The organism is Bacillus cereus group sp. MYBK216-1, assembly GCF_051916495.1.
GTDB lineage: Bacteria > Bacillota > Bacilli > Bacillales > Bacillaceae_G > Bacillus_A > Bacillus_A thuringiensis_K.
The window spans coordinates 560,760-582,277 of sequence record NZ_JBQAGT010000001.1 but is presented as its reverse complement, the minus strand read 5'-3'; the positions used below and the strand labels follow the sequence as shown (position 1 = coordinate 582,277).

Below are 21,518 nucleotides of genomic sequence, written 5' to 3'. Positions count from 1 at the left end.
TGCCCCTTTTATGAAATAATAAGTTCTTGTTTCTCGATATGTTCCATTACGTTTTCGAGCTCCTGCATCGTTTCAATCGTAAAATGAGCCCCATTTTCAACAAACCGATTACGAACTATTTCAATTTTTTCACGAAGCTCTACCGAATCCATACTCTCCACTTCCTCTTCCGTTAAACCGAGCTCACTACTTCCAAGAATTACACCAACTGTCCACATTCCAGCATTTCTACCTTCTTTCATATCTGATACTGTGTCCCCTACTTTTATCATATGGTTCATCGGATACACACCAAGTTCCATTGCATTTTTATAGCACATCCATGGATATGGACGGCCTGCTGGAACATCATCTGGCGTAACAAGAAAATCAGGTTTATATCCTTGTAACGCTGCTTCCTTTGCTACAATTTCCATCATTTCTCTCGTATAGCCCGTTGTTGAACCGATTTTAATGCCTCTCTCACGTAAAGAAGCGATTACTTCTTTTACCCCATCAATCGGCGTAGCATAACTTGGTAAAATAGAAAAGAGAATTTCTTCAAACTCTTCATACATCTCATGAATGTCTGCTTCTGTTGGTAATTGACCGAAGACACGCTTCCACTCATCAGCAATACGAGGCATTTCTGTTAGTGCCCTTACATGATCTATTTTTAATAATCCCATTGGCTTACGTGCTTCTTCTGCTGTAATTTCAACGCCGCGTTTTTGAAAAATCTTCATGAATACTTCTAGTGGTGCAAAACATCCGTAATCAACCGTCGTACCTGCCCAATCAAAAATAACTGCTTCAATTTTCATTCTGTCCATCACCTTTCTTACTTATCTTTTTTGCCATTGTGAAGTTCGGTTACGAAGTGCTTTCGTTCCCCGTTCATATACAACTCTCACTACAATATTTGTAACAACAATAAGTACACTCATTGCAGCTGCTGGCGCTACATTTCCTGCATCATCCATATTTACGATTGATACGGCAGCTAGTTTAAAATCAGCTGCATATAGGAATACAACTGCCGATACAGTTACCATTGAATTTACGAAGTAGTACATTACCATTTCTAAAATTGCTGGTAAACACATTGGTACTGTTACTCGGAAGAATGTTTTATAAAACGGAATACCCATCGACTGCGAAACAAGCTCAAACTCTCGGTCTAATTTCTTTAAGGCAGTCGTTGCCGTGACAAATGTTACAGAATAAAAATGAATGATATTTACTAGTACTAACACAGCAATTGTTCCGTATAAAGAATGAAACGGATTCGTTACTGATAGTCCCAGAATTTGAATCGTTGGTTGACTAAAGAAAAAGACATATCCTAATCCGAGTACTAAACCTGGTATCGCTAAAGGAACGATAGAGAAAAAGTAACCTGTTTTTCTGAAAAATTGTAGCTGGTCTATTTTCTCAATTGCATATGCGAATACAAATGTGAAAATCGCCCCAATAACTGCTGTAACTGCTGAAACAATTACGCTATTTTTAAATGCTTCAAGTCCATCTCCTGTTAAACTCGAAAAATTAAAATGCTCAAATGTAAAACTCATATTATATGGCCATACTTTCACACTTGCAGCAATACCAACTGCAACAAATAATAGAATGATCATAAGTGTAATCACACTACAATATATGAATGAGATGACATCTCTTTTCTTATTAGCTATTATTCTGTATGGTACTGCTTTTGAAGATAAGAAATTTGCCTGCTTTCTTTGCGTAATACGATCAACTACAAATGCGAATATAGCTGGGATTAATAAAATCATTCCGACAGTTGCACCCATCGGCATATTTTGCTGTCCAATTACTTGCTTATATACGTCAGTAGCAAGCACATTATATTGACCACCAACAATTTTTGGTGCCCCAAAATCAGTAAAACTAAGTGTAAACACAACAAACATTGCACTAATTAATCCGTACTTTACACTAGGTAAAGTAACCGTGAAAAATTGCTTTGTTTTACTCGCCCCTAACATATTAGAAGCTTCATATAAACGATAATCAGATCCTTGGAAGGCAATTAGCAATATAAGAAAGGCTTGCGGAAATGTATACATAACTTCAGCTATTACAATTCCTACTGGGCCATATAAAGGGATTTGTATACCTTCAAATAAACCAAACATTCCTTTCGTTACTAGCCCTTGATTACCAAATAAATATGTAAGTGCTATACCGTGCATCATCGTTGGTGCGAACAATGGTAATAACGCTACATACTGAAATACACGCTTCCCGAACACATTCGTACGAGCGATCGCATAGGCGTAAGCGAAAGCAAGTGTCACTGCAATAATTGTTGTCGCACCCGAAATCCATATCGTATTTTGCAATGATTGAACTAGCGTTGGAGTTGTGAAATATTTACTGAAATTCGCAACTCCAATGAAAGCTCCATCTTTATCATAAAAAGCTTGTGTAAACAATTGTAATAGTGGTAATACAAGCATGATCAAAAAAGCGAGGAGCATACCAATAATTAATAGTCTTTGTATCCACTCTTCTTTACCGATACGTCTCTTAATCTTTTTTTTCGTACTTTCTACCTTGAAATTTTCTAACATCTCCATCTATACAATGACCTTCTTTCCATATGACAACATATGATTTTCTGAGAAAGAGATTTGAATCGACTTTCCTTTTCTAATAGCGGTTTTTTCCACTTCTGATGCCAATATATCCACTACAATTTTCTCGTTATAAAGATGTGTTTTTTCTTCTACGACTCGCACTTCTGTCCGATATACAGATCCTCGGAATTCCATGCTTTCCACAACCGTTTTAATACCGTCCTTTTGTACAATTGTTACATGTTCAGGACGAATTGCATGTTCTTCATTATTTTTCGAAAAGAAATTAATAGAACCAATAAAATCTGCCACAAACGGATTGGCTGGTCTTTGATAAATCTCCTCTGGTGTTCCAATCTGCATAATTTCCGCATGATTCATTACAACAATTTTATCAGCCATCGTTAATGCCTCTTCTTGATCATGCGTGACCATAATAGTTGTTACTCCTACTTTTTCTTGCAAATCACGCATTTCTCTACGCAACTTTTCTCGCACTTTTGCATCTAAAGCAGATAACGGCTCATCAAGTAACAAAATATCCGGAGACAGAGCGAGCGCACGTCCAAGTGCTACTCGCTGCTGTTGTCCACCAGACATTTGAGCAGGATATTTATCTTTTACATTCAGTAAATCAACTAGTTCTAACGCCGATAGCGCCTTCTCTTTTACTTCTGCTTTTCCATACTTTTTTGTCTTTAAGCCGTATTCAATGTTTTCAAGTGCTGTTAAATTCGGAAATAATGCATATGATTGAAACACCATTCCGAAATTCCTCTTTCCAGGAGGTAATGCTGTAATATCTTTTCCATTCACAGCTATACTACCTGTTGTCGCCTCTTCTAGCCCTGCTAAAATTCGAAGCAATGTTGTTTTCCCACAGCCACTTGGGCCTAATAAACATACAAACTCATTTTTTTTCACAGTAAAAGAAATATCCTTTAACGCTGTAAATGCATCAAACTGTTTTTGAATGTGTTGAATTGATAAATATTCGCTCATTTTTTCTCTCTCCCACTCACTTACTTTTTCGGTTCTGCTTTTTGGCCAAACTCTTTTTCCCATTTTTCTAAAATTTTGTCGCGATTTTCTGCTGCCCACTTAAAGTCATTCTTTTTATATAATTTTTCCGTCACATCTTTCGGGAATCCATCTGGAAGTTTATAATCATTTTTAATTGTTGCAAATCCATTTTTCTCGAAGTATAACTTCATTACATCATCAGTAATTGCCCAATCTAAAAATGCTTGCGCTAATTTTTCATTTTTTGCATTATCTTTTTTAATAAGTGCGTTCGCTTCTACTTCCCAACCTAATCCTTCTTTCGGCAATACAACTTCAACTGGTGCACCTTTTTGTTTCTCCTTTAAAGCACTATAAACCATCGATACGCCAACTGGATATTCACCTGCACCTGCTAATTTCGCTGGTTTTGAGCCTGAATGCGTATAAGTTGCTATATTATCATGAAGTTTCTTCATGTAATCCCAGCCTTTATCTTCACCCATAATTTGTAGCCATGCAGAAACTGTTAAAAATCCTGTTCCAGAAGAAGCCGGATGTGGCATAACAAGCGTTCCTTTATATTCTGGTTTCGTTAAGTCTTCGTATGATTCTGGCATCGGTAAATTTTTCTTCTTTAATTCTTCTTTATTTATAGCAACCCCCGTCATAAATGCAGTATTTCCTACCCATTTTTCAGGTTGTTTGTCATCTTTAAATTGCGAAAGAACGCGGTCCGCTCCTTTTGGAGAGTACCCTTTTAACATATCTTTTTTATCTAAAGCTAATAGACTTGATGCTGCAGTTCCCCATACAACATCTGCTTGTGTATTTTTTCCTTCAGCTAGCAATTTCGCAGTAATAACTCCTGTTGAATCACGTACAATGTTCAATTTCACATCAGGATATTTCTTTTTAAAGGAATCAAGATAAATTGGTACAAGCTCTTCTTCAATCGCTGTGTAAACAGTTAATGATCCAGATAATTTGTCATCTTTCACTTTCGCTCCAGCACTTTCTTCCTTCTTTGCACCACACCCCATTAATAACGAAAATACCATTCCAGTCGCTACAGCTTTAAAGATTGTTTTTTTCACTGTTTCTCTCTCCTTTTACAAATCTTATGTACAACTCAAATATAAACAACTAGTGTAAAAGCAGTATTAAACCAACATTAATCTTTTGTTTGTTGTTTGTTTTTGTGTAATACGTTGCTACTTCTATGTTTTTTCGCATTTTTCTGCTAATAAAAAACACTAAATTTACAAATAATTAAAAAATCCTTTATAATCCCACAAAAAAATGAGGCGTTTGTAAAAAACGCCTCATTTTTATTTCCCTTTTTTTGAATTACGATTTGCATACTTCGCGCTATTTTCTCCTTCATACTCTAATGCAAATTCTGCATCTGGTAAGCTTTCTTTCGGAGTTTTATTATTGTTAATTGCCGCATTTTGTTTCACTTTTCTTTTTACCAATACATTCACCTGCTCTCAAGAAATCACTTTCTACTCTAGTTTGAAGCAAGCTGAAATAATTATTACTGGCAAGTGTTAACAAGTACATAAGAGGCGTTAGATGGAAATACTACATATGAAGAAATCATTATAAAAAGGAGCTCGTATTTTGAAGAAGCAAGATAAAATTCAGTCACCCATTTTAGATGAAACGCTCCCGCATCAAATGAATTTTCCATCTTTTAAAGGAACAGGAAAAACGATGCAACAACCTTTTTTGAATCAATATGATGTTGTAATTGGAGACAGTAAATATAATTCCGAGAACAGTCCGCTTAACAATTGGAGTGATGAAGTAGATCCTGCCATTATGGCTGGAGAAGAATGGATCCATCCTACAAATGATATTGGGTGGATTTCAGAAGAAAATCAAGAGTTGCTAAAAAAAGAAGTAGATAATAAAAAGGATGCTTTTATGCATCCGCAATTTGGCATTAACGACTAAAAAACCATTCTACCTAACATAGGTAGAATGGTTTCATACTATCCAATAATAATCCGCTCTTTCGGATATTTATAGCGAGGTGGCTGTTCTCTTCCGCCACTAGCTAGTATAAATGTTAAAATACCAACGCGACCGATAAACATAAGCACTATGAGTACAATTTTACCAACAGTTGTTAAATCTGGCGTAATACCCGTCGATAGTCCTGTCGTTCCGAAAGCAGAACAGACTTCAACAATTAGACTCATAAGCGGTACATCTTCCGTAATAGATAAAATAAATAATGCTGTAGCACATAATAAAATACCCATTGTCATAACGACAGATGCTTTCAGCACATCCTCTTCATGTAGCTGACGTTTGAAGACTCTAACCGTTCTCCCGCCTCTCGCAAAAGTGTATAGCGATAATATACTAACAGCAAATGTTGTTGTACGTATTCCGCCCCCAACCGAACTTGGAGATGCCCCTATAAACATTAATATACTCATAAATAAAAGCGTCGGTTGTGACAATTCACGTATATCCATCGTAGCAAGTCCACCACTTCGCGTCGTCACAGATTGGAATAATGTATAAAATACAGTTTCATGCCATGACTTTCCTACTAAAAAATGATTTCTCTCCAGTAAAAAAATCATAATTGTACCAACAACAACGAGTGCAAAAAATGTTGTTGTCGTCAATTTTGTAAATAATGAAAAACGAAATAATTGTTGTCGCCTTTTACTAAGAAATTGCTTTACTTCCATTAGCACAGGGAAACCAATCGCGCCTAAAATAATTAGTAACATATGAATCATTTGAACAATATAATCTTTTTTATATGGAATTAATGATTGTCCTGTTAAATCAAATCCGCCGTTCGTAGTCGCACTAACAGCTGCAAAGAAACCGTGAAAATAAGCTTCTTGCCAAGTCGGAAAGTAAAGTAAAAATCTTGTACCTAATAGGATTGCTCCAATAAGTTCTATCGAAATAATTACAATTAAAATAGAACGCATCAATTCTACAAGACCCGATAAATTTCCTTGATTATGATCTGCCATAATTAATCTTCTTCTTTGCAAACCAATCTTTTTTCCCGTAATGATCCAAACAAATGTACCAAGCGCCATAATTCCTAAGCCGCCTAATTGTAGAATAAGGGCTAAAACAATAATTCCTGCTGTAGTAAACGTATCTGAAATCGTAATAACAGACAGTCCCGTAACACTTACCGCACTAACCGATGTAAAAAGCGAATCTATAAATGTCCATTTCACACCAGGCTTCGTAACAAACGGTAAACTAAGCAATATCACCGATACAACTACCGCTAATAAATAAAACAAAACGATGAGTTGTACAGGACGTAATTTTTGTAAAAACTTTTTTATATCTCTCATTCCATCACTTCGCTACCTTTTTTCTATCGATTAAATAAAGAAAAATCTTTACTTTCTTTATTTGTAAATAACTGCTCAAATAATTTGGCAAATACCATTCCATACACAGTTCCATTACCTCCGTGCAATAATGCGTAAAATAAATTATGTATCTTCTTATCTTCTTTTAAAATAGGTAGACCATCATGACTACTACCAAATGCTGCTGCCCAATAATACTCTGCTTGTATATTCTTATACTGTGGGAACATCTCTCTTACAATGTTAATAAGGATATCACGCTTACGCAATAGTTTCGTATCACCAATCGGTTGAATTTGCATCGCTTCATCTAATCCGCCTACCATAATGCGGTTTTGAAACGTCCGAAAATATAAGTAGGGACGTGCTGTTTCCCAAATTAACGATCGCTCATGCCAGCCATCAAACTGATTTATTTCATTTGTCACAACTGCATAAGATGCCTCTACTGTTGTATTTTTTTCTTTCTTTCCAAAAAGCGCTTCATAGCCCGTCGCCATAATAATATTCTTTGCTACAATTTGATTTCCTGTTTTCGTGTAACAAATTAAATCATTTTGCCGTTTTTTTATATGTATTGCCTCTGTATGTTCATATATATTAGCTCCCATTTGGTTTGCTTTATGCAAAAGACTATGCGCTAGTAAATACGGATTCACCTCAGCATCACCGTGTGTATACAATGCCGCTTGTTTTATAAAAGGATAACGTTCCTTAATATCAGATTCTGTAAAATACTCAACAGGAAATCCATAATTCTGTAACGTATTGTACTCCTCTTGTAAAAATGAGACATCCTCACTTTTACTTGCATAATATAAACTACTTCTTGGCATAAAATAGGGATCAATATCGAGAGTAGGTACCACTTTCTCCATTGTTCGTAACGCTTCGTAACACAGTTTATATGCTCGTACCCCTTTTTCTTCACCAAATGTATGGATAAGTGAGGTTAACGATTTATCATGAAGAAACTGTAATAAACCTACATTTGCAAATGTACTACCACATGCTATTTCTCTTTTTTCAATAAGCATTACACTCATACCGATTTTCGCTAAAGAATACGCTATATGAGCACCGGCTTCGCCACTTCCGACTACGAGCACATCACATATCATATCATTTTCTAACAGTGGATAACAAGGTACAGAAACTCCTGTATTCCAAAACAACTTACCCGTCATAAGTTTCATAATTATACTCCTAAAATATAAATTTCTCCTTTCTATGTTTTGTTATTTTTCACAAAAAAATCCAACTAACATAGGCTAGTTGGATTTTTTTATTTTTAATTAGAACGCTCTTCAAGCCAATTTCCAATCGTCGGATATGTTTGTTTTACAGCTGTTCCACCGTAAACGATAGACATATGCCCTGTTGGTAAACATACATATTGTTTATCTGTGCTAGAAATATGATCTAGTAATGCTTCTACTTGACATGGCAAAGCGATATGATCACGTTTCCCGGAAATATTTAAGACATTCGCCTTAATATTTGCAAGGTCTACCTTTTGTCCGCGAATAACGAGTTCACCCTTAACCAATTTATTATTTTGATAAAAATCACGAATCCACTGTCTGTATGATTCACCTGGGAACGGAATACCATCACCAACCCACTTTTGAACCAATCTCCAGCTTTCGACGAAGCGCTCATTCTCTGAACGATCTACTAAAGCAACATATGGACCAACAAAGTTCGTAATTGGCTTTAACATTTTGTTTCCGAAATCAATCATTTCTGGCGGAATATTTCCAAATGTATCAACGGCTTTATCTAAATTGAAATATTTCTCATCTAATAAAGGACCATACAATCCTGTTTCAGAGAAATCAAAAGGACTTGTCATGAAAATCAAATTACGAATTGGCATGTGCGGATGAAGTGCTGCATAAATAGAAGTTAGCGTTCCACCCATGCAATAACCAAGTAAAGAAATCTCGTCCGATTTTGCAGTTCGCATTACTTTTTTTACTGCTTTTGCAATATAATCAAACACGAAATCATCAAATTTCAAATGACTATCTTCTAAACCAAATGTGCCCCAATCAAGCATATACACATCAAAACCACGATCCACTAGATATTCCACTAAACTATTTCCAGGAGTTAAATCCATAATATATGGTTTATTAATAAGAGCATATATTAATAGAATTGGAACTCTTTGTGTTTTTTCTTGTTTTGGAATGTAGCGATAAAGCTTCGTCTTATTCTTCGTCCAAATAACCTCTTTCGGCGTTAATCCTACTTGCGGCTCTGGTTCACGTAATAAAATTTCACTCGCCCTTTTCACTCGGCGGTACGCTTTTCGGTACTCTTCTGGGTATAGCTCTAATTGCTTTTCCCATTCTGTTGCGAATGTAGTCATTTTTTTATCTCCTTTTTGGTCGATTTTCTTCTTAAAAAAAGAAGTGCATTCCTGCTATGGATATGCACTTTTTTCTTACTTCATTACATATATAATCCGCCGTTAATGTTTAATTGTTGACCTGTGATATACGCACCATCACGGCATAGGTATACTACACCTTTTGCAATTTCATCAGCTTGACCAAAACGTTTTTTGGGGATTTTTGCAACAATTTTTTGACGTACTTCTTCTGGTACTTCTGCTACCATTTCAGTATCAATAAATCCTGGGCAAATAGCGTTTACAGTGACATTTGTTTTTGCAAGTTCTAACGCTAATGATTTTGTAAATCCTAACATACCCGCTTTTGCTGCTGAGTAGTTTGTTTGGCCAAATCCACCTGCTTGACCAATAATAGAAGAAATGCTAATAATTCTTCCTTCTTCCGCTTCCGTTATGTATGGAAGAACCGCGCTTGTCGTATTAAATACACTGCTTAAATTCACGTCAATTACGCGCTCCCAATCTTCACGATTTAACTTTTTGAATGTACGATCTCTTGTAATACCAGCATTATTAACAAGAATATCAACTTTACCAAAATGATTCACAGCTTCTTCTACAAGTCGGTTTGCATCTTCTACTTTAGAAACATCCGCTTGCACTGCATAAACGTCATGCCCGTCTTTTCCTAATTCATTTACTAAATTTTCAGCTGCTTCTTTACTGCTATTATAGTTAATAACTACTTTCGCTCCCTCTTGTGCTAATGCTACTGTAATTGCTTTTCCAATTCCTTTTGCTCCACCTGTTACGATTGCTACTTTTCCATTTAATTGAACCATTTCTTTTCCCCCTTAAATGAATTTGTGAACGATTGTTATGAATCATTTTGATACTCATACTATAGAGTCCATATATAATTATGTTTCGCTGTTTATACGTGAAAAGAGATTCTCCCTCTCTCTTTTACCTGTTATAAACAAGCGCTTTTATCATTTTTTATTTTCTGGTTTATTCGCAGGCTTTACCTCTTCTTTTACAGGTACTTGTAGTTTAGCTAGTACTGCATTTTGCTTTTCTAGCAATTCTACAATTTGATCTACTTTTGTTTCAAGCGTACGAATATCTTGTTTTACTTTCGTCACATCACGCTTTAATGTAGGAGCTTGTCCTAAAGAATCTACTTTCTCTTCTAGAAACTCCTCAATGTTATCTACTTTATTTTCTAAGTTAATAACAAGCGTAGCCACTCTTGCGATATCTTCTTTCGTCGGCACATTTACTTGTTCTAAATAGTTTTTTGTCGTATCATTTAATGCTTTTTGATAAAACAAATTCAAATCTAGAACGCTGCCCATCCAAGCAGAATATTCTTCTGTTTTAATTGTTTCATTGAGCGCTTTTCCCCAAAATGTTTCGGTTTGTTCATAAGCATTTTTCCATGCTTGTAGTGGATCGAATTTTTGATCAATCACTTTACCTACACTCCCTTTTTCGTTTTTGAAACAATTCAACCTATTCACTATTTTCTAATATTCTGAATAAAACTTCAAGTCTATATTTTATTTTTTCTATTTTCTAACAAATGTGTTGACTTTAAAAACAGATAGGTGTAAATTGCACTTATAAGCAAAAAATTCCATCTAACTGATTCATGAGGTGATGCACAATCATGCTACAAAATGAACCAGAACAACGCGAAAGTTTGGAGAGCAACCAAGCGAAACAACCAAACTCCATGCCAAAAAACTTCTTAGTTCCCTTCTTACTTCTCTGTCTAAAAGACTGGAGTCTTCATGGTTACAAACTTATTCAAATGCTAATGGATATCGGCTTTTCTTCTGTTGACCAAGGTAATGTTTATAGAACACTACGCAAATTAGAAAAAGAAAACCTTATTTCTTCTACTTGGGATACAAGCGATGGAGGGCCGGCAAAAAGAATTTATTCTTTAACTGAATATGGAGAGCAATATTTAACAACATGTGCGACTTCTTTTGAACATTATCAAAATATGTTGCGAACGTTTTTCACGTTATACACCAATGCATTCTTTCCATTTTCTACTTCTCCAGAAAAGGATGAAAAGGATTCTTCATCTTCACCTGGTGGTACAGCAGAGTAATCTGCGTTCACAATATGCAAAAAAACATTTGGGGGTCAAACAATGGAAACTAAACCATACGAATTAGTCGATGCATTTTGGAAAAACTGGTCTCAATCACTTTCCCTTTTCTCTTCAGCTGGAAAACAGTTAGAGCAACTTACTTTAGAAACATTAAAACAACAACAAGACGCTTTGCATAAATTAACATCAGGAGTAGATGAACTAGAAAAAGAACTGCAACAACTCACTGCTCAGTTCAATAATCAATATACAGATTACGTGAAACAATTAACTGGAAACTCCTTAAATGATCAAATTAACGAATGGCAAGACAAGTGGAAGGAACTTTCTGCTCATATGCATCAGCTTACCGTTTCTCCTACAAAAACTTCTTTGTCAATTCTTACACAAACAAGCGGTCAATTTGAAGAAACAACAAAACAATTTATTGAGCAACAACAATTACAACGTGAAGAGGCTCAAAAACAGTTAGAGGGTTTTTTGGAAGAGTTCAAGTCAAAACAGTTGGAACTCGCAAAAAAGTTCGAGGAAAACTCAAAAAATCTATTTACTTCCATCAAGTAAGAAAAATGTGGGAGCTAACCGCAGCACAAACAAAACTCTTTCTTCCTCCTACTACATCAAGATGGCTAACATTTTTCGATATGGAAAAGAAGGAGGACAAAATGAATCCATTTCAAGAAGCACAAACTGTTCCGGAGCTTCGCTATGATGAGATTCAAGTCGGTGATCAAGCATCCCTTACAAAAACAATTACAGATGAAGATGTTATCAATTTTGCAAAATTGACTGGAGATGTGAATCCTATTCACATTTTAGATTCTTTTGCAAAAACGACAATGTTTAAAGAACGTATTGCTCACGGAATGCTCGTCTCGAGTTTTATTTCTACCATCCTTGGAACGAAACTCCCAGGCAAAAATACGATTTATTTATCCCAAAATGTTTCATTCCGTGCCCCTGTCAAAATCGGTGATACACTTCGCGTTGTGGCAGAGGTTATTAAGAAGCGTGACGATAAAAAAATCATTACGTTGCAAACAAACATATATAATCAATCAGATGATATTGTCGTGGAAGGAACAGCGACAATACTAAAAAAAGAGTAGCAAATTTGCTACTCTTTTTTCTATCCAAGAACTTCTAATCGCACCGATTACTTCCGCGTATGAGTACGTCGTTTCCACATAAAATAACGTTACCAGTTTAGATAAGAACTTAGCTGAACTGGACTACTCATAAGGATGTGTATCAACATGGTAAAAACAAACAAATTATTAGTTCCAGGTGCAGAACAAGCGCTTGAACAATTTAAATATGAAATTGCACAAGAATTTGGTGTAAGCTTAGGATCTAATACAGCATCTCGTTCTAACGGTTCAGTTGGCGGTGAAGTAACAAAACGTCTTGTTGCTTTAGCTCAACAACAACTACGTGGATAATAATATAACATATGGCTTAGAGGCAGATATTCTCTGCCTCTTTCTATTTTTAACATACATAATCGTACTTTTTCACATACTAGTAAAAGCAAACTGAAAGGAACGATATGTAACATGAAACGGATTAATATTCGCATGAGTCCTCCCCGTGTTCTTACATTGGCTTTTATTATGTTATCACTTATCGGTACATGCTTATTAAAGTTGCCAATTGCTACAACAACGTCTATCTCATGGCTAGATGCTTTATTTACAACCGTTTCTGCTTGTACGGTTACAGGGCTTGGTGTGGTAGACACTGGGAAGGTATTTACCTTATTTGGCCAATGTGTCATTTTAACACTTATACAAGTAGGCGGACTGGGCATTATGAGCTTTGCTGTCTTAATTGCGATTATGCTCGGAAGAAAAATCGGTCTTCAAAATCGGATTTTACTGCAACAAGCATTAAATCAAACGAATATCGGCGGCGTCATCCGTCTTGCCAAAGCATTATTTTTATTCTCTTTTACAGTCGAATGTATCGCTACTATAATTCTTTCTTTTGAATGGGTACCCAAATACGGGGTTACGAAAGGGATCTATTATAGTTTTTTCCATTCAATCTCAGCCTTTAACAATGCTGGCTTTTCTGTGTGGAGCGATAATTTAATGTCCCATTCTCATAGTATTCTTGTCAATCTCGTCATTTCCTCTCTCATCATTTTAGGTGGAATTGGTTTTACAGTAATCGTAGACATAAAAAGAAAGAAAAACTTTAAAAACCTTACACTACATTCAAAACTTATGCTCTCTTCTACTCTAATCGTCAACATTATTGCTACCCTTTTTATTTTTATATTCGAGTTCCATAACTCCCTTTCTATGAGAGGTTTTACCCCATTTGAAGAAGGATTGGCCTCTTATTTTCAAGCAATTTCAACGCGAACTGCCGGGTTTAATACAGTTGATATTTCTACATTATCAAAACCTTCCCTCCTATTAATGATGCTCCTTATGTTTATTGGTGCTGGTAGCGCTTCAACTGGTGGTGGGATTAAGTTAACAACATTTTTAATCATATTTTTTGGCGTATTTAAATTTTTACAACAACAAGAGGATATTGTCGTATTTAAAAAATCCATTAAAGATACTCTCATTGTCAAATCATTAACCATTACTATTATTTCCATTTCATTTATCTTTTTTGCTATTTTAATTTTAAGTATTACTGAGCGAGTTCCTCTATTGATGAGTGCTTTCGAAGTATTTTCAGCATTTGGGACTGTTGGCCTCAGTATGAATTTAACACCCCACTTAACTATAATCGGAAAAGCTATTATTATCTTTATGATGTTTTTTGGGAAAATGGGTCCTTTAACATTGGCTTTTTCATTTGCTCGTAAAAAGAACCCGAAAATAAAATATCCGAATGAAGATATTTTAACAGGTTGACAACCGTATAAATTATCCATATAATGAGAATACAATAACATATCTCCAAAGGGGAGTAGCGTCCAAGAATATTTCTTGGAAACAAAGTCGTCATTACGTAGAACTTAGTTCTTCCGGCTTTGTTGGCATTTTTTATTACATATGTCTAGCAAGACCTTTGCCTATTAACGGCAGAGGTCTTTTTTGTATTCATTTCCAGATTCTTCCAAAGTTAATAGGCAGGAGTATGGGGAAACTAAATAGTGGGGAAATTCTTCACTTATTTAGAACTTATAGAAATGAGAGGAGAATGTACATGGATGTATCATTATTATTGGAGTATGGTTGGGTATTACTCATCCTAATTGCACTTGAAGGGATTTTAGCGGCTGATAACGCTCTTGTTCTTGCAATTATGGTAAAACATTTACCAGAAGAAAAACGAAAGAAAGCACTATTTTATGGATTAGCGGGGGCATTTGTTTTCCGATTTGGATCGTTATTTATGATTTCGTTCTTAGTCGATGTATGGCAAGTGCAAGCAATCGGTGCCATCTACCTTATGTTTATCGCTGGTAATCACTTATTTAAAACATATGTTAAAAAGAATACAGATGAAGAAACAGAAGAAAAAGAAGCAAAGAAAAAACAAGAGAACTTTTGGTGGACTGTATTTAAAGTTGAGGTTGCTGATATCGCCTTCGCAGTTGATTCAATTTTAGCTGCTGTTGCACTAGCAATGACTTTACCAAAAACAGGATTAGGTACAATTGGTAGTCTTGATACTGGGCAATTCGTTGTTATCTTTGTAGGTGGACTTATCGGATTAATCATTATGCGATTTGCAGCAACTGCTTTCGTACAGATTTTAAAACGTAAACCAGGACTTGAAACTGCAGCATTCTTAATTGTAGGTTGGGTTGGTGTGAAGCTAGCAGTTTATACATTAGCACACCCTGCATTAAATGTAATACCACATTCATTCCCAGAATCCACTCCGTGGAAGCTTACATTCTGGATTGTATTAGTCGGAATCGCAGTTGGTGGTTGGTTCTTCTCAAAAGAAGTAGAAGTAAAAGTAGAAAAGAATTTAGACGAAAAAGCGCTGTAATTACAGCGCTTTTTCTTTTTCCGTTCTTCCTCTCAATGTCCAGAAAAAATTCCATTATACTACCTTTTGTAAACGTTTTCTTAATGTATGTATGTCCTTTTTGTGAAACATTGCACAAACTTATTGAAAGTGAGAACAATTCCATGTACTTTATTCATATAAGGAGTATTTATAGAAGATTTACTAAAGGAGCGTATTACTCATGCTAGAACAAGGACTAGATTATGTTGTCAAACTGGCTAAAAACAAAAAGAAAATACTAGATACAAACCCAATGCAATATTTCATTCGTGCTGCACTTGCGGGTATTTATATCGGTTTTATTATTGTACTATGTTTTAAATTAGGTAACTTTTTTCACATTGCAGATTCACCAGCAACGTATTTAGCTGCTTCTATGTTTTTCGGGATTGCTCTCGTACTTATTATATATGGCGGTGCTGAATTGTTTACTGGAAACACAATGTACTTTACTGTAGCAACTTTAAGAAAAGAAACAACGATTTCTGATACACTTCGTAACTGGGTTGCTTGTTATGCAGGTAACTTAGCCGGCGCGTTATTCTTTGCCTTACTATTTTACGCAACTGGAATTTTCGAAGCAATTGATCACGGTCACTTAATGAGTAAAGTCGTTGAAGGAAAGATGAACACACCTACGATGCAGTTATTCTTTAAAGCTATTTTATGTAACTGGCTCGTATGTCTTGCTTGTTTCTTACCTTCTCAGGTTAAAGGTGACACAGCAAAAATAATGGTCATGATGCTACTTGTTTTCACATTCTTCTTATCTGGCTACGAACATAGTATTGCAAACTTATCACTCTTTGCTTTATCTTTAGTTTCACCGCATCCTGAGACAATTTCTTTTTCAGGTGCTATTCATAACTTAATTCCTGTTACAATCGGTAACATTATTGGTGGATCAGTATTTGTCGGTATGGTATACCACTACTTAACAAAGAAAACACCTGACGTTCAACAGGAAAAAACTGAAATCGCAACAGCTCAACAAGAAGAGATTATTCCTTTACAAGCACATATGAAACATTAAAAACTCCAAAGTTTTACTTTGGAGTTTTTAGCTTCCCACGTATTTAACTAAAAGGTGAGGATTAATTTCTCCTTCTTCCTTTCCCTTATCCATTCTCTGTTTCATCTTATGCATACCGATGACATCATTCGTATGAAGGTGAATTTCATTTACATATAATCCCTCTGTACAAAAAGCTTCTACAAAATCTAGTCCATTTTTTGCTCCCCAGCCCATATTATAATCAAGGGAAAGAATATTCACATCATAATCCCGAACCATTTGCAAGGCACATTCTACTGTAGTTGCGGACACATACCCGAACGGGCAACTTCTTTGATCATCCATATATACGTTCATTTTCGATTCACTCTCTAATTTGAATAAGCGGCTAATACATAACACATTGCCCCAAGACTAATAAAAGGACCAAATGGAATTGGCTTTCGTACTTCTATACGTTTTAATCCGATACCAATCCCCAAAAAACAAAGACTAAAACAAGATGCTAAAAATAAAACGATAAAAACTCCCTTCACTCCTACTATAAAACCAAGTAACGAAAGCAGTTTTATATCTCCTCCGCCAAGCCCTTCTGGATATATCTTTTGCATGCAATATAACAAAATAAATATAACACCACTACCAGCTATACTATCTGTCCAAGTAACTAATTGTACAAAAACACTTTCGAGAATGAGTAAAACGGCAAACGAAATTAAAATACAATCAGGAATTAACATATATAAGTAATCTGTAACTGAAATAATAAGAAGTAGCGAAAAAAGGGATAAAATGATAATAAGCTCTCGTTCTATTCCAATCATATAAACTGTAAGAAGAAATATACCTCCTGTTATATATTCAAATGTTACATACATAATTGGAATTTTCCTCTTACAATTCGTACAATAGCCTCTTTGTATATAAAATGAAATGATGGGGATTAGTTCTTTTGTCCTTAGCACATATTTGCAATAATCACAATGTGAACGCGGGGTAATAATAGAAACACCTAATGGAACCCTCATCGCAACTAGCATAAAAAAAGAACCAAACACCATCCCTGCTAACAGTGCATATAAATAAGTGAACATCCCTTCCTCTCCTTTCCCAAAAAACATAGCAAAAAAAGGAGAGAACTTCTACTTCATATTATCCTTTATTCTACTAAAAAAGCAGGCCATTTTCTGGCCTGCTTTCCCCTCTTTTATACGATGAAATATACTGCTTTTAATGGTCCATGTACTCCGACAACAAGATTCATCTCAATGTCAGCCGAGTTACTTGGTCCTGTAATAAAGTTAATACAAGATGCCGCTGTCTCCCCATTTTCTACGCGTGAATTCATATCCTGAACTGCTTGTGTAATACGAGGCACAAGTGTTTCACGTGGAATAATAGCAAAATATACAGTCGGTAAAAAGTGTAAAGAACGTCCTTGCCCTTTATGACTTTGTACAACAATTGTACCAGATTCAGCTAATGTATAATCACTAAATGCAATACCAATATTCGCTTTTTCAGCTAAACGCATATTTTCGTCTTTTCTCTCTGGATCCCATACGTTCACTTCAACGTCTCGCTTTGGAAGTTCTTCTTTAAATAAAGATGTTAAACCATATGCATCAAAACGCTCATCTGCTGATAATAAAATAGGTCCCCCGCCGTTTTCCATAATTACTTTTTGAAGGTCTTCACCTAAACTGTCATTTGTCGTTTCTACTACAGTTGTATGAATGTTTGTACATTGCTTTTTAAACACTTCTAGTAATTCTTCTTGTGAATAATCTTTTAACGTTTCTATATTCACATTACTTTTCCATACTGGACGCTCTACACCTTCTGTTTTACGAGCGCGCCCAAGTTCTTTTGCAATGTTATCTAGAAAGGCATCACGGTTTTGAATTAATCCTGTCATTATTTGTCCCCACCTTTCTTATGATCTTTATACCAATCACGGAATCGTTCTTTACTTGGAGCTGGGAATTCACGAATATCTGTCCAGTTTTTAAGTGGCCCAACACCTTTTGATACACGGTTACCAGATGTAAATGGACTCATTGCTGCTGGCGCCATTTTTGATCCCATTTTATATAAAGCTGCTGAAGATGCACCCATACTAAACATTTTCATTGCTAATTTTTCTGCAAGTGGAGCACGTCCTTCTTGCTCAACGATAACTTGACGATGTTTTAATAATAAATCATGCAATGGAATTTTTACTGGACAAGCTTCTGTACATGCTCCGCATAAACTAGAGGCATAAGGAAGCTCTTTGTAATCATCATATCCACCTAAAAGTGGTGTTAATACCGCACCAATTGGTCCTGAGTATATAGAACCATATGAATGTCCACCAACATGACGATATACAGGGCATACGTTAACACAAGCAGCACAACGAATACATTGCAATACTTGGCGGAATTCAGATCCAAGAATTTGAGAACGACCATTATCGACCACAACTAAGTGGAATTCTTCTGGGCCATCTACTTCCTCTTCTTGAATTGGTCCCGCTACCGTTACATAACTTGTTAACTTTTGACCTACTGCACTACGACATAGTAAACCAACTAAAACATCTAATTCTTCCATTGTAGGAACCATACGTTCCATACCCATTACTGCAATTTGTGTTTTCGGAATCGACATGACAAGATCGGCATTACCTTCATTCGTTACTAAACAAAGAGAGCCAGTATTTGCAACAGCAAAGTTACAACCAGTTACACCAATTTCTGCATCCATAAATTTCTCACGAAGTTGTTTACGAACAAACTTTGTCATTTCATACGGGTCATCAGAATTTTCATAGCCTAACTTTTCTTTAAATACATCGCGAATTTGCGTTCTATTTTTATGAAGTGCAGGTGCAATAATATGTGAAGGTGGATCGTTATCTACTTGCAAGATATACTCTCCTAAGTCACTCTCTAACACTTCACAGCCAATCTCTTCAAGCGCATGGTTCATACTGATTTCTTCTGTTACCATCGACTTTGATTTTACTACTTTTTTCGCTTGTTTCTTTTTGGCAACATCTTGAATATACTTTGCAGCTTCCTCTTTCGTCTTCGCAAAGTACACGTGTCCGCCTCTTTTTGATACATTTTCACTTAACTGCATTAAGTAATAATCCAGATTTTCTAACGTATGTTGACGAATTTGTTCACCTAGTTCACGCCACTCTTCCCAGTTTCCTAATTCATCTGCAGCTTTTAAGCGATTCGTATATAAACGCGTTTGTGCAGAAGATACTGCTCCGCGCATAAACGAATCTTGAATTCCATCACCAACGCGATCATTAAATTTTTTCTCACTGATTTTCATAGACATAGCTTATGTTCCCCCTTCATGAGCGACTATTCAGTACCTCAGCAATATGCATTACTTTTACTTCTTTTCCTAAACGCTCAATACGTCCGCCAATGTTTAACAAACACCCACAATCTGCACCGATTAAATAATCTGCACCTGTTTCCATGACACTATCTACTTTTTCGTCTACCATTTGCTCAGAAATTGGAGTCATCTTAACTGAAAACGTTCCCCCAAACCCGCAACAATTTTGCACGTTTGGTAAATCTCTCACAGTTAATCCTTTTACATTTGATAATAAAATTCCTGGTGCTTCTTTTACTCCAAGCATACGCGTCATATGACATGATTTATGAATAGTAGCTATCCCTGATAAACTTGCACCAACATCTGTAACTTTTAAAACATCTACAATAAACTGTGTAAATTCATAAGTTTTATCAGCAACTTTTTGTGCACGTTTAGCCCACTTTGGATCATCTTTGAAAACATGCGGATACTCATGAAACATTGTCGCACAAGAACCAGATGGCGTAACAATATATTCTGCATCTTCGAAAGTTTCAATCATATGTTTCATCGCTTCTTTTGCTGCTTCTACATGGCCGCTATTATAAGCAGGCTGCCCACAACAAACTTGTGCTTCTGGAAATTCAATTTCACAACCTAAACGCTCCAACACTTCAACTGTTGCTTTGCCGACATTTGTTTCAAACATATCGACTAAACAAGTAACAAATAAAGTAACTTTCATAACTATTACTCCCCCTTTTTACAACTTCACCAACAAACATATGGTCATCAGATGACTTAGTAGAGAAGAAATAGGCTCAACCATGGCCTATCCTCTCCCTCTTCTAAAGAAAACGCTTACTTAATCTTTCTCTATTTTATCAGAAAATTAAATTTTTAAAAGATTAAATTACGAATTTATATCGTTTTTACCTGTGACAATATGTTCTACATTTGTTAAATGATCTAGCATTGCTTGCTGCGCTAATTCTACATCTTGTTTTAACACCGCATCATATATAACTTGATGCTCTTCTATAAGTCGTTCTGATGTCGTTTGTTCACCATATAAAATAATGCGTCTTGATTCACCAATTGTTTCAGCAATCATCTCTGAAACATGATTCATGAGTTCAAGCAAAATGTTATTATGCGAAGACTCTGCAATTCCCATATGAAATTGAAAATCGGCTTTTTCGCCAGCCTTTTCATCTCCAATGCTCTTTGCCATTTCATCTAGCCAATGTTTCATATTTTGTAAATTATCTTCCGTACGTTTTGCCGCCGCTACTCGAACTGCCCCCACTTCAAGCACCTTTCGTACTTCTAATAAATTCAAAATATCTTCTTTCTTCATTAATAATCTATTGTTTAATGATTTCGTTAATGAAGAAGAATCGAAGTTCTTCACATATGTACCTTCTCCTTGTTTCATCTCAATTAAGCCCATCGCTCTTAGCGCACTTAGCGCTTCACGAACAGCAGATCTGCCAACTTGAAACTGCTCAGCTAATTGATGCACAGGGAGTAGTTTGTCACCAGGTTTTAACGTACCATTTTTAATCATTGTTAAAATAGCTTCAGATACTTCTTCGTAAATTTTTTTCGGTTTAATAGATTTGTACTCCAGTTAAATCACCTCAGTATCTTCCAAACAACAATTGAAACGATTTATAAAAACTTTGCATCATAACTATTTTAGACCGAATTGATAAGAAGTACAAATGTTTTGTTCATA

24 protein-coding genes and 1 riboswitch are annotated in these 21,518 nt (G+C 35.7%); of the genes, 8 read left to right on the top strand and 16 right to left on the bottom strand.

Translation table 11 applies throughout. The features are described 5' to 3' along the window. Positions 1-8: 8 nt before the first annotated feature. The 5 genes from phnX to ACTFRH_RS03060 all read right to left on the bottom strand — a co-directional run bounded on the left by phnX (position 9) and on the right by ACTFRH_RS03060 (position 5,062). Entirely contained in the window at positions 9-803 is a 795-nt protein-coding gene (gene phnX / locus ACTFRH_RS03080) for a phosphonoacetaldehyde hydrolase (RefSeq protein WP_000687400.1), read from the bottom strand. A gap of 21 nt (positions 804-824) precedes the next feature. Next, positions 825-2,582 (bottom strand): putative 2-aminoethylphosphonate ABC transporter permease subunit, encoded by a 1,758-nt coding sequence (locus tag ACTFRH_RS03075; protein ID WP_000425507.1) that lies wholly within the window; start codon positions 2,580-2,582, stop codon positions 825-827. Next, positions 2,583-3,584, bottom strand: coding sequence for a putative 2-aminoethylphosphonate ABC transporter ATP-binding protein (locus tag ACTFRH_RS03070; RefSeq protein WP_000006188.1), 1,002 nt, complete (start codon positions 3,582-3,584; stop codon positions 2,583-2,585). 20 nt (positions 3,585-3,604) lie between these two features. Next, on the bottom strand, positions 3,605-4,681 hold the full coding sequence (locus ACTFRH_RS03065) for a putative 2-aminoethylphosphonate ABC transporter substrate-binding protein (protein ID WP_000750900.1): 1,077 nt from the start codon (positions 4,679-4,681) through the stop codon (positions 3,605-3,607). A 234-nt stretch (positions 4,682-4,915) separates the two neighbouring features. Then, entirely contained in the window at positions 4,916-5,062 is a 147-nt protein-coding gene (locus ACTFRH_RS03060; protein WP_000240798.1) for a hypothetical protein, read from the bottom strand. A gap of 148 nt (positions 5,063-5,210) precedes the next feature. On the opposite strand from ACTFRH_RS03060, the gene ACTFRH_RS03055 reads away from it, so the two are divergent. Next, positions 5,211-5,546, top strand: a complete 336-nt coding sequence (locus ACTFRH_RS03055) for a DUF3905 domain-containing protein (protein ID WP_000743724.1) — start codon at positions 5,211-5,213, stop codon at positions 5,544-5,546. 38 nt (positions 5,547-5,584) lie between these two features. On the opposite strand, the gene ACTFRH_RS03050 is transcribed toward ACTFRH_RS03055, so the two are convergent. From ACTFRH_RS03050 to phaR, 5 genes are all read right to left on the bottom strand, one after another. Continuing rightward, positions 5,585-6,934: a TrkH family potassium uptake protein gene (locus ACTFRH_RS03050; RefSeq protein WP_001204713.1), complete on the bottom strand. Its 1,350-nt coding sequence runs from the start codon at positions 6,932-6,934 to the stop codon at positions 5,585-5,587. Positions 6,935-6,957: 23 nt separating this feature from the next. After that, positions 6,958-8,151: an NAD(P)/FAD-dependent oxidoreductase gene (locus ACTFRH_RS03045; RefSeq protein ID WP_000772562.1), complete on the bottom strand. Its 1,194-nt coding sequence runs from the start codon at positions 8,149-8,151 to the stop codon at positions 6,958-6,960. A 95-nt stretch (positions 8,152-8,246) separates the two neighbouring features. Beyond that, positions 8,247-9,332, bottom strand: coding sequence for a class III poly(R)-hydroxyalkanoic acid synthase subunit PhaC (gene phaC, locus ACTFRH_RS03040; protein ID WP_000206336.1), 1,086 nt, complete (start codon positions 9,330-9,332; stop codon positions 8,247-8,249). Between the two features lie 83 nt (positions 9,333-9,415). Continuing rightward, the gene (locus ACTFRH_RS03035; protein WP_000250407.1) at positions 9,416-10,159 is read right to left on the bottom strand and encodes an acetoacetyl-CoA reductase; all 744 of its coding nucleotides are present in this window, start codon (positions 10,157-10,159) and stop codon (positions 9,416-9,418) included. Between the two features lie 150 nt (positions 10,160-10,309). Continuing rightward, on the bottom strand, positions 10,310-10,792 hold the full coding sequence (gene phaR / locus ACTFRH_RS03030; protein WP_000566944.1) for a polyhydroxyalkanoic acid synthase subunit PhaR: 483 nt from the start codon (positions 10,790-10,792) through the stop codon (positions 10,310-10,312). A gap of 197 nt (positions 10,793-10,989) precedes the next feature. Here phaR and phaQ point away from each other — a divergent pair, with 197 nt between their 5' ends. From phaQ to ACTFRH_RS02995, 7 genes are all read left to right on the top strand, one after another. Continuing rightward, on the top strand, positions 10,990-11,442 hold the full coding sequence (phaQ, locus tag ACTFRH_RS03025; RefSeq protein ID WP_000939955.1) for a poly-beta-hydroxybutyrate-responsive repressor: 453 nt from the start codon (positions 10,990-10,992) through the stop codon (positions 11,440-11,442). A 42-nt stretch (positions 11,443-11,484) separates the two neighbouring features. Next, a complete protein-coding gene (gene phaP, locus ACTFRH_RS03020; protein WP_000448594.1) occupies positions 11,485-12,009 on the top strand; it encodes a polyhydroxyalkanoic acid inclusion protein PhaP in 525 nt (174 codons plus the stop codon). Between the two features lie 101 nt (positions 12,010-12,110). Next, positions 12,111-12,554, top strand: a complete 444-nt coding sequence (locus tag ACTFRH_RS03015) for a MaoC family dehydratase (RefSeq protein WP_001067916.1) — start codon at positions 12,111-12,113, stop codon at positions 12,552-12,554. A 147-nt stretch (positions 12,555-12,701) separates the two neighbouring features. Continuing rightward, positions 12,702-12,887, top strand: coding sequence for an alpha/beta-type small acid-soluble spore protein (locus tag ACTFRH_RS03010; RefSeq protein WP_000241212.1), 186 nt, complete (start codon positions 12,702-12,704; stop codon positions 12,885-12,887). 114 nt (positions 12,888-13,001) lie between these two features. After that, positions 13,002-14,321 (top strand): TrkH family potassium uptake protein, encoded by a 1,320-nt coding sequence (locus tag ACTFRH_RS03005; RefSeq protein ID WP_000822325.1) that lies wholly within the window; start codon positions 13,002-13,004, stop codon positions 14,319-14,321. A gap of 38 nt (positions 14,322-14,359) precedes the next feature. Continuing rightward, positions 14,360-14,534: riboswitch (yybP-ykoY riboswitch) on the top strand. Between the two features lie 82 nt (positions 14,535-14,616). Next, positions 14,617-15,411: a TerC family protein gene (locus ACTFRH_RS03000; protein ID WP_000383326.1), complete on the top strand. Its 795-nt coding sequence runs from the start codon at positions 14,617-14,619 to the stop codon at positions 15,409-15,411. 202 nt (positions 15,412-15,613) lie between these two features. Next, positions 15,614-16,465: a formate/nitrite transporter family protein gene (locus ACTFRH_RS02995; protein ID WP_000893022.1), complete on the top strand. Its 852-nt coding sequence runs from the start codon at positions 15,614-15,616 to the stop codon at positions 16,463-16,465. 27 nt (positions 16,466-16,492) lie between these two features. On the opposite strand, the gene ACTFRH_RS02990 is transcribed toward ACTFRH_RS02995, so the two are convergent. From ACTFRH_RS02990 to ACTFRH_RS02965, 6 genes are all read right to left on the bottom strand, one after another. Continuing rightward, entirely contained in the window at positions 16,493-16,804 is a 312-nt protein-coding gene (locus ACTFRH_RS02990) for a cyclic-phosphate processing receiver domain-containing protein (protein ID WP_001103769.1), read from the bottom strand. 14 nt (positions 16,805-16,818) lie between these two features. Next, positions 16,819-17,541 carry a prepilin peptidase gene (locus tag ACTFRH_RS02985; protein WP_000495722.1) on the bottom strand — a complete coding sequence of 241 codons (723 nt, stop codon included), beginning with the start codon at positions 17,539-17,541 and terminating at the stop codon, positions 16,819-16,821. Between the two features lie 113 nt (positions 17,542-17,654). Next, the gene (locus ACTFRH_RS02980; protein WP_000147192.1) at positions 17,655-18,365 is read right to left on the bottom strand and encodes a LutC/YkgG family protein; all 711 of its coding nucleotides are present in this window, start codon (positions 18,363-18,365) and stop codon (positions 17,655-17,657) included. After that, entirely contained in the window at positions 18,365-19,786 is a 1,422-nt protein-coding gene (locus tag ACTFRH_RS02975) for a LutB/LldF family L-lactate oxidation iron-sulfur protein (protein ID WP_000061927.1), read from the bottom strand. Before ACTFRH_RS02975 ends, ACTFRH_RS02980 begins: the two co-directional genes overlap by 1 nt. Before the next feature lie 16 nt (positions 19,787-19,802). Further along, entirely contained in the window at positions 19,803-20,522 is a 720-nt protein-coding gene (locus ACTFRH_RS02970) for a (Fe-S)-binding protein (protein WP_000869152.1), read from the bottom strand. 168 nt (positions 20,523-20,690) lie between these two features. After that, complete coding sequence (locus ACTFRH_RS02965) at positions 20,691-21,380, bottom strand: FadR/GntR family transcriptional regulator (RefSeq protein WP_254904515.1); 690 nt, start codon at positions 21,378-21,380, stop codon at positions 20,691-20,693. Positions 21,381-21,518: the final 138 nt, after the last annotated feature.

What these genes read in the sequence shown, in the direction of transcription:
- phnX (WP_000687400.1), bottom strand. Translation starts at nt 803, where the DNA reads ATGAAAATTGAAGCAGTTATTTTTGATTGGGCAGGTACGACGGTTGAT.
- ACTFRH_RS03075 (WP_000425507.1), bottom strand. Translation starts at nt 2,582, where the DNA reads ATGGAGATGTTAGAAAATTTCAAGGTAGAAAGTACGAAAAAAAAGATT.
- ACTFRH_RS03070 (WP_000006188.1), bottom strand. Translation starts at nt 3,584, where the DNA reads ATGAGCGAATATTTATCAATTCAACACATTCAAAAACAGTTTGATGCA.
- ACTFRH_RS03050 (WP_001204713.1), bottom strand. Translation starts at nt 6,934, where the DNA reads ATGAGAGATATAAAAAAGTTTTTACAAAAATTACGTCCTGTACAACTC.
- ACTFRH_RS03045 (WP_000772562.1), bottom strand. Translation starts at nt 8,151, where the DNA reads ATGAAACTTATGACGGGTAAGTTGTTTTGGAATACAGGAGTTTCTGTA.
- phaC (WP_000206336.1), bottom strand. Translation starts at nt 9,332, where the DNA reads ATGACTACATTCGCAACAGAATGGGAAAAGCAATTAGAGCTATACCCA.
- ACTFRH_RS03035 (WP_000250407.1), bottom strand. Translation starts at nt 10,159, where the DNA reads ATGGTTCAATTAAATGGAAAAGTAGCAATCGTAACAGGTGGAGCAAAA.
- phaQ (WP_000939955.1), top strand. Translation starts at nt 10,990, where the DNA reads ATGCTACAAAATGAACCAGAACAACGCGAAAGTTTGGAGAGCAACCAA.
- phaP (WP_000448594.1), top strand. Translation starts at nt 11,485, where the DNA reads ATGGAAACTAAACCATACGAATTAGTCGATGCATTTTGGAAAAACTGG.
- ACTFRH_RS03015 (WP_001067916.1), top strand. Translation starts at nt 12,111, where the DNA reads ATGAATCCATTTCAAGAAGCACAAACTGTTCCGGAGCTTCGCTATGAT.
- ACTFRH_RS03010 (WP_000241212.1), top strand. Translation starts at nt 12,702, where the DNA reads ATGGTAAAAACAAACAAATTATTAGTTCCAGGTGCAGAACAAGCGCTT.
- ACTFRH_RS03005 (WP_000822325.1), top strand. Translation starts at nt 13,002, where the DNA reads ATGAAACGGATTAATATTCGCATGAGTCCTCCCCGTGTTCTTACATTG.
- ACTFRH_RS03000 (WP_000383326.1), top strand. Translation starts at nt 14,617, where the DNA reads ATGGATGTATCATTATTATTGGAGTATGGTTGGGTATTACTCATCCTA.
- ACTFRH_RS02995 (WP_000893022.1), top strand. Translation starts at nt 15,614, where the DNA reads ATGCTAGAACAAGGACTAGATTATGTTGTCAAACTGGCTAAAAACAAA.
- ACTFRH_RS02990 (WP_001103769.1), bottom strand. Translation starts at nt 16,804, where the DNA reads ATGAACGTATATATGGATGATCAAAGAAGTTGCCCGTTCGGGTATGTG.
- ACTFRH_RS02985 (WP_000495722.1), bottom strand. Translation starts at nt 17,541, where the DNA reads ATGTTCACTTATTTATATGCACTGTTAGCAGGGATGGTGTTTGGTTCT.
- ACTFRH_RS02980 (WP_000147192.1), bottom strand. Translation starts at nt 18,365, where the DNA reads ATGACAGGATTAATTCAAAACCGTGATGCCTTTCTAGATAACATTGCA.
- ACTFRH_RS02975 (WP_000061927.1), bottom strand. Translation starts at nt 19,786, where the DNA reads ATGTCTATGAAAATCAGTGAGAAAAAATTTAATGATCGCGTTGGTGAT.
- ACTFRH_RS02970 (WP_000869152.1), bottom strand. Translation starts at nt 20,522, where the DNA reads ATGAAAGTTACTTTATTTGTTACTTGTTTAGTCGATATGTTTGAAACA.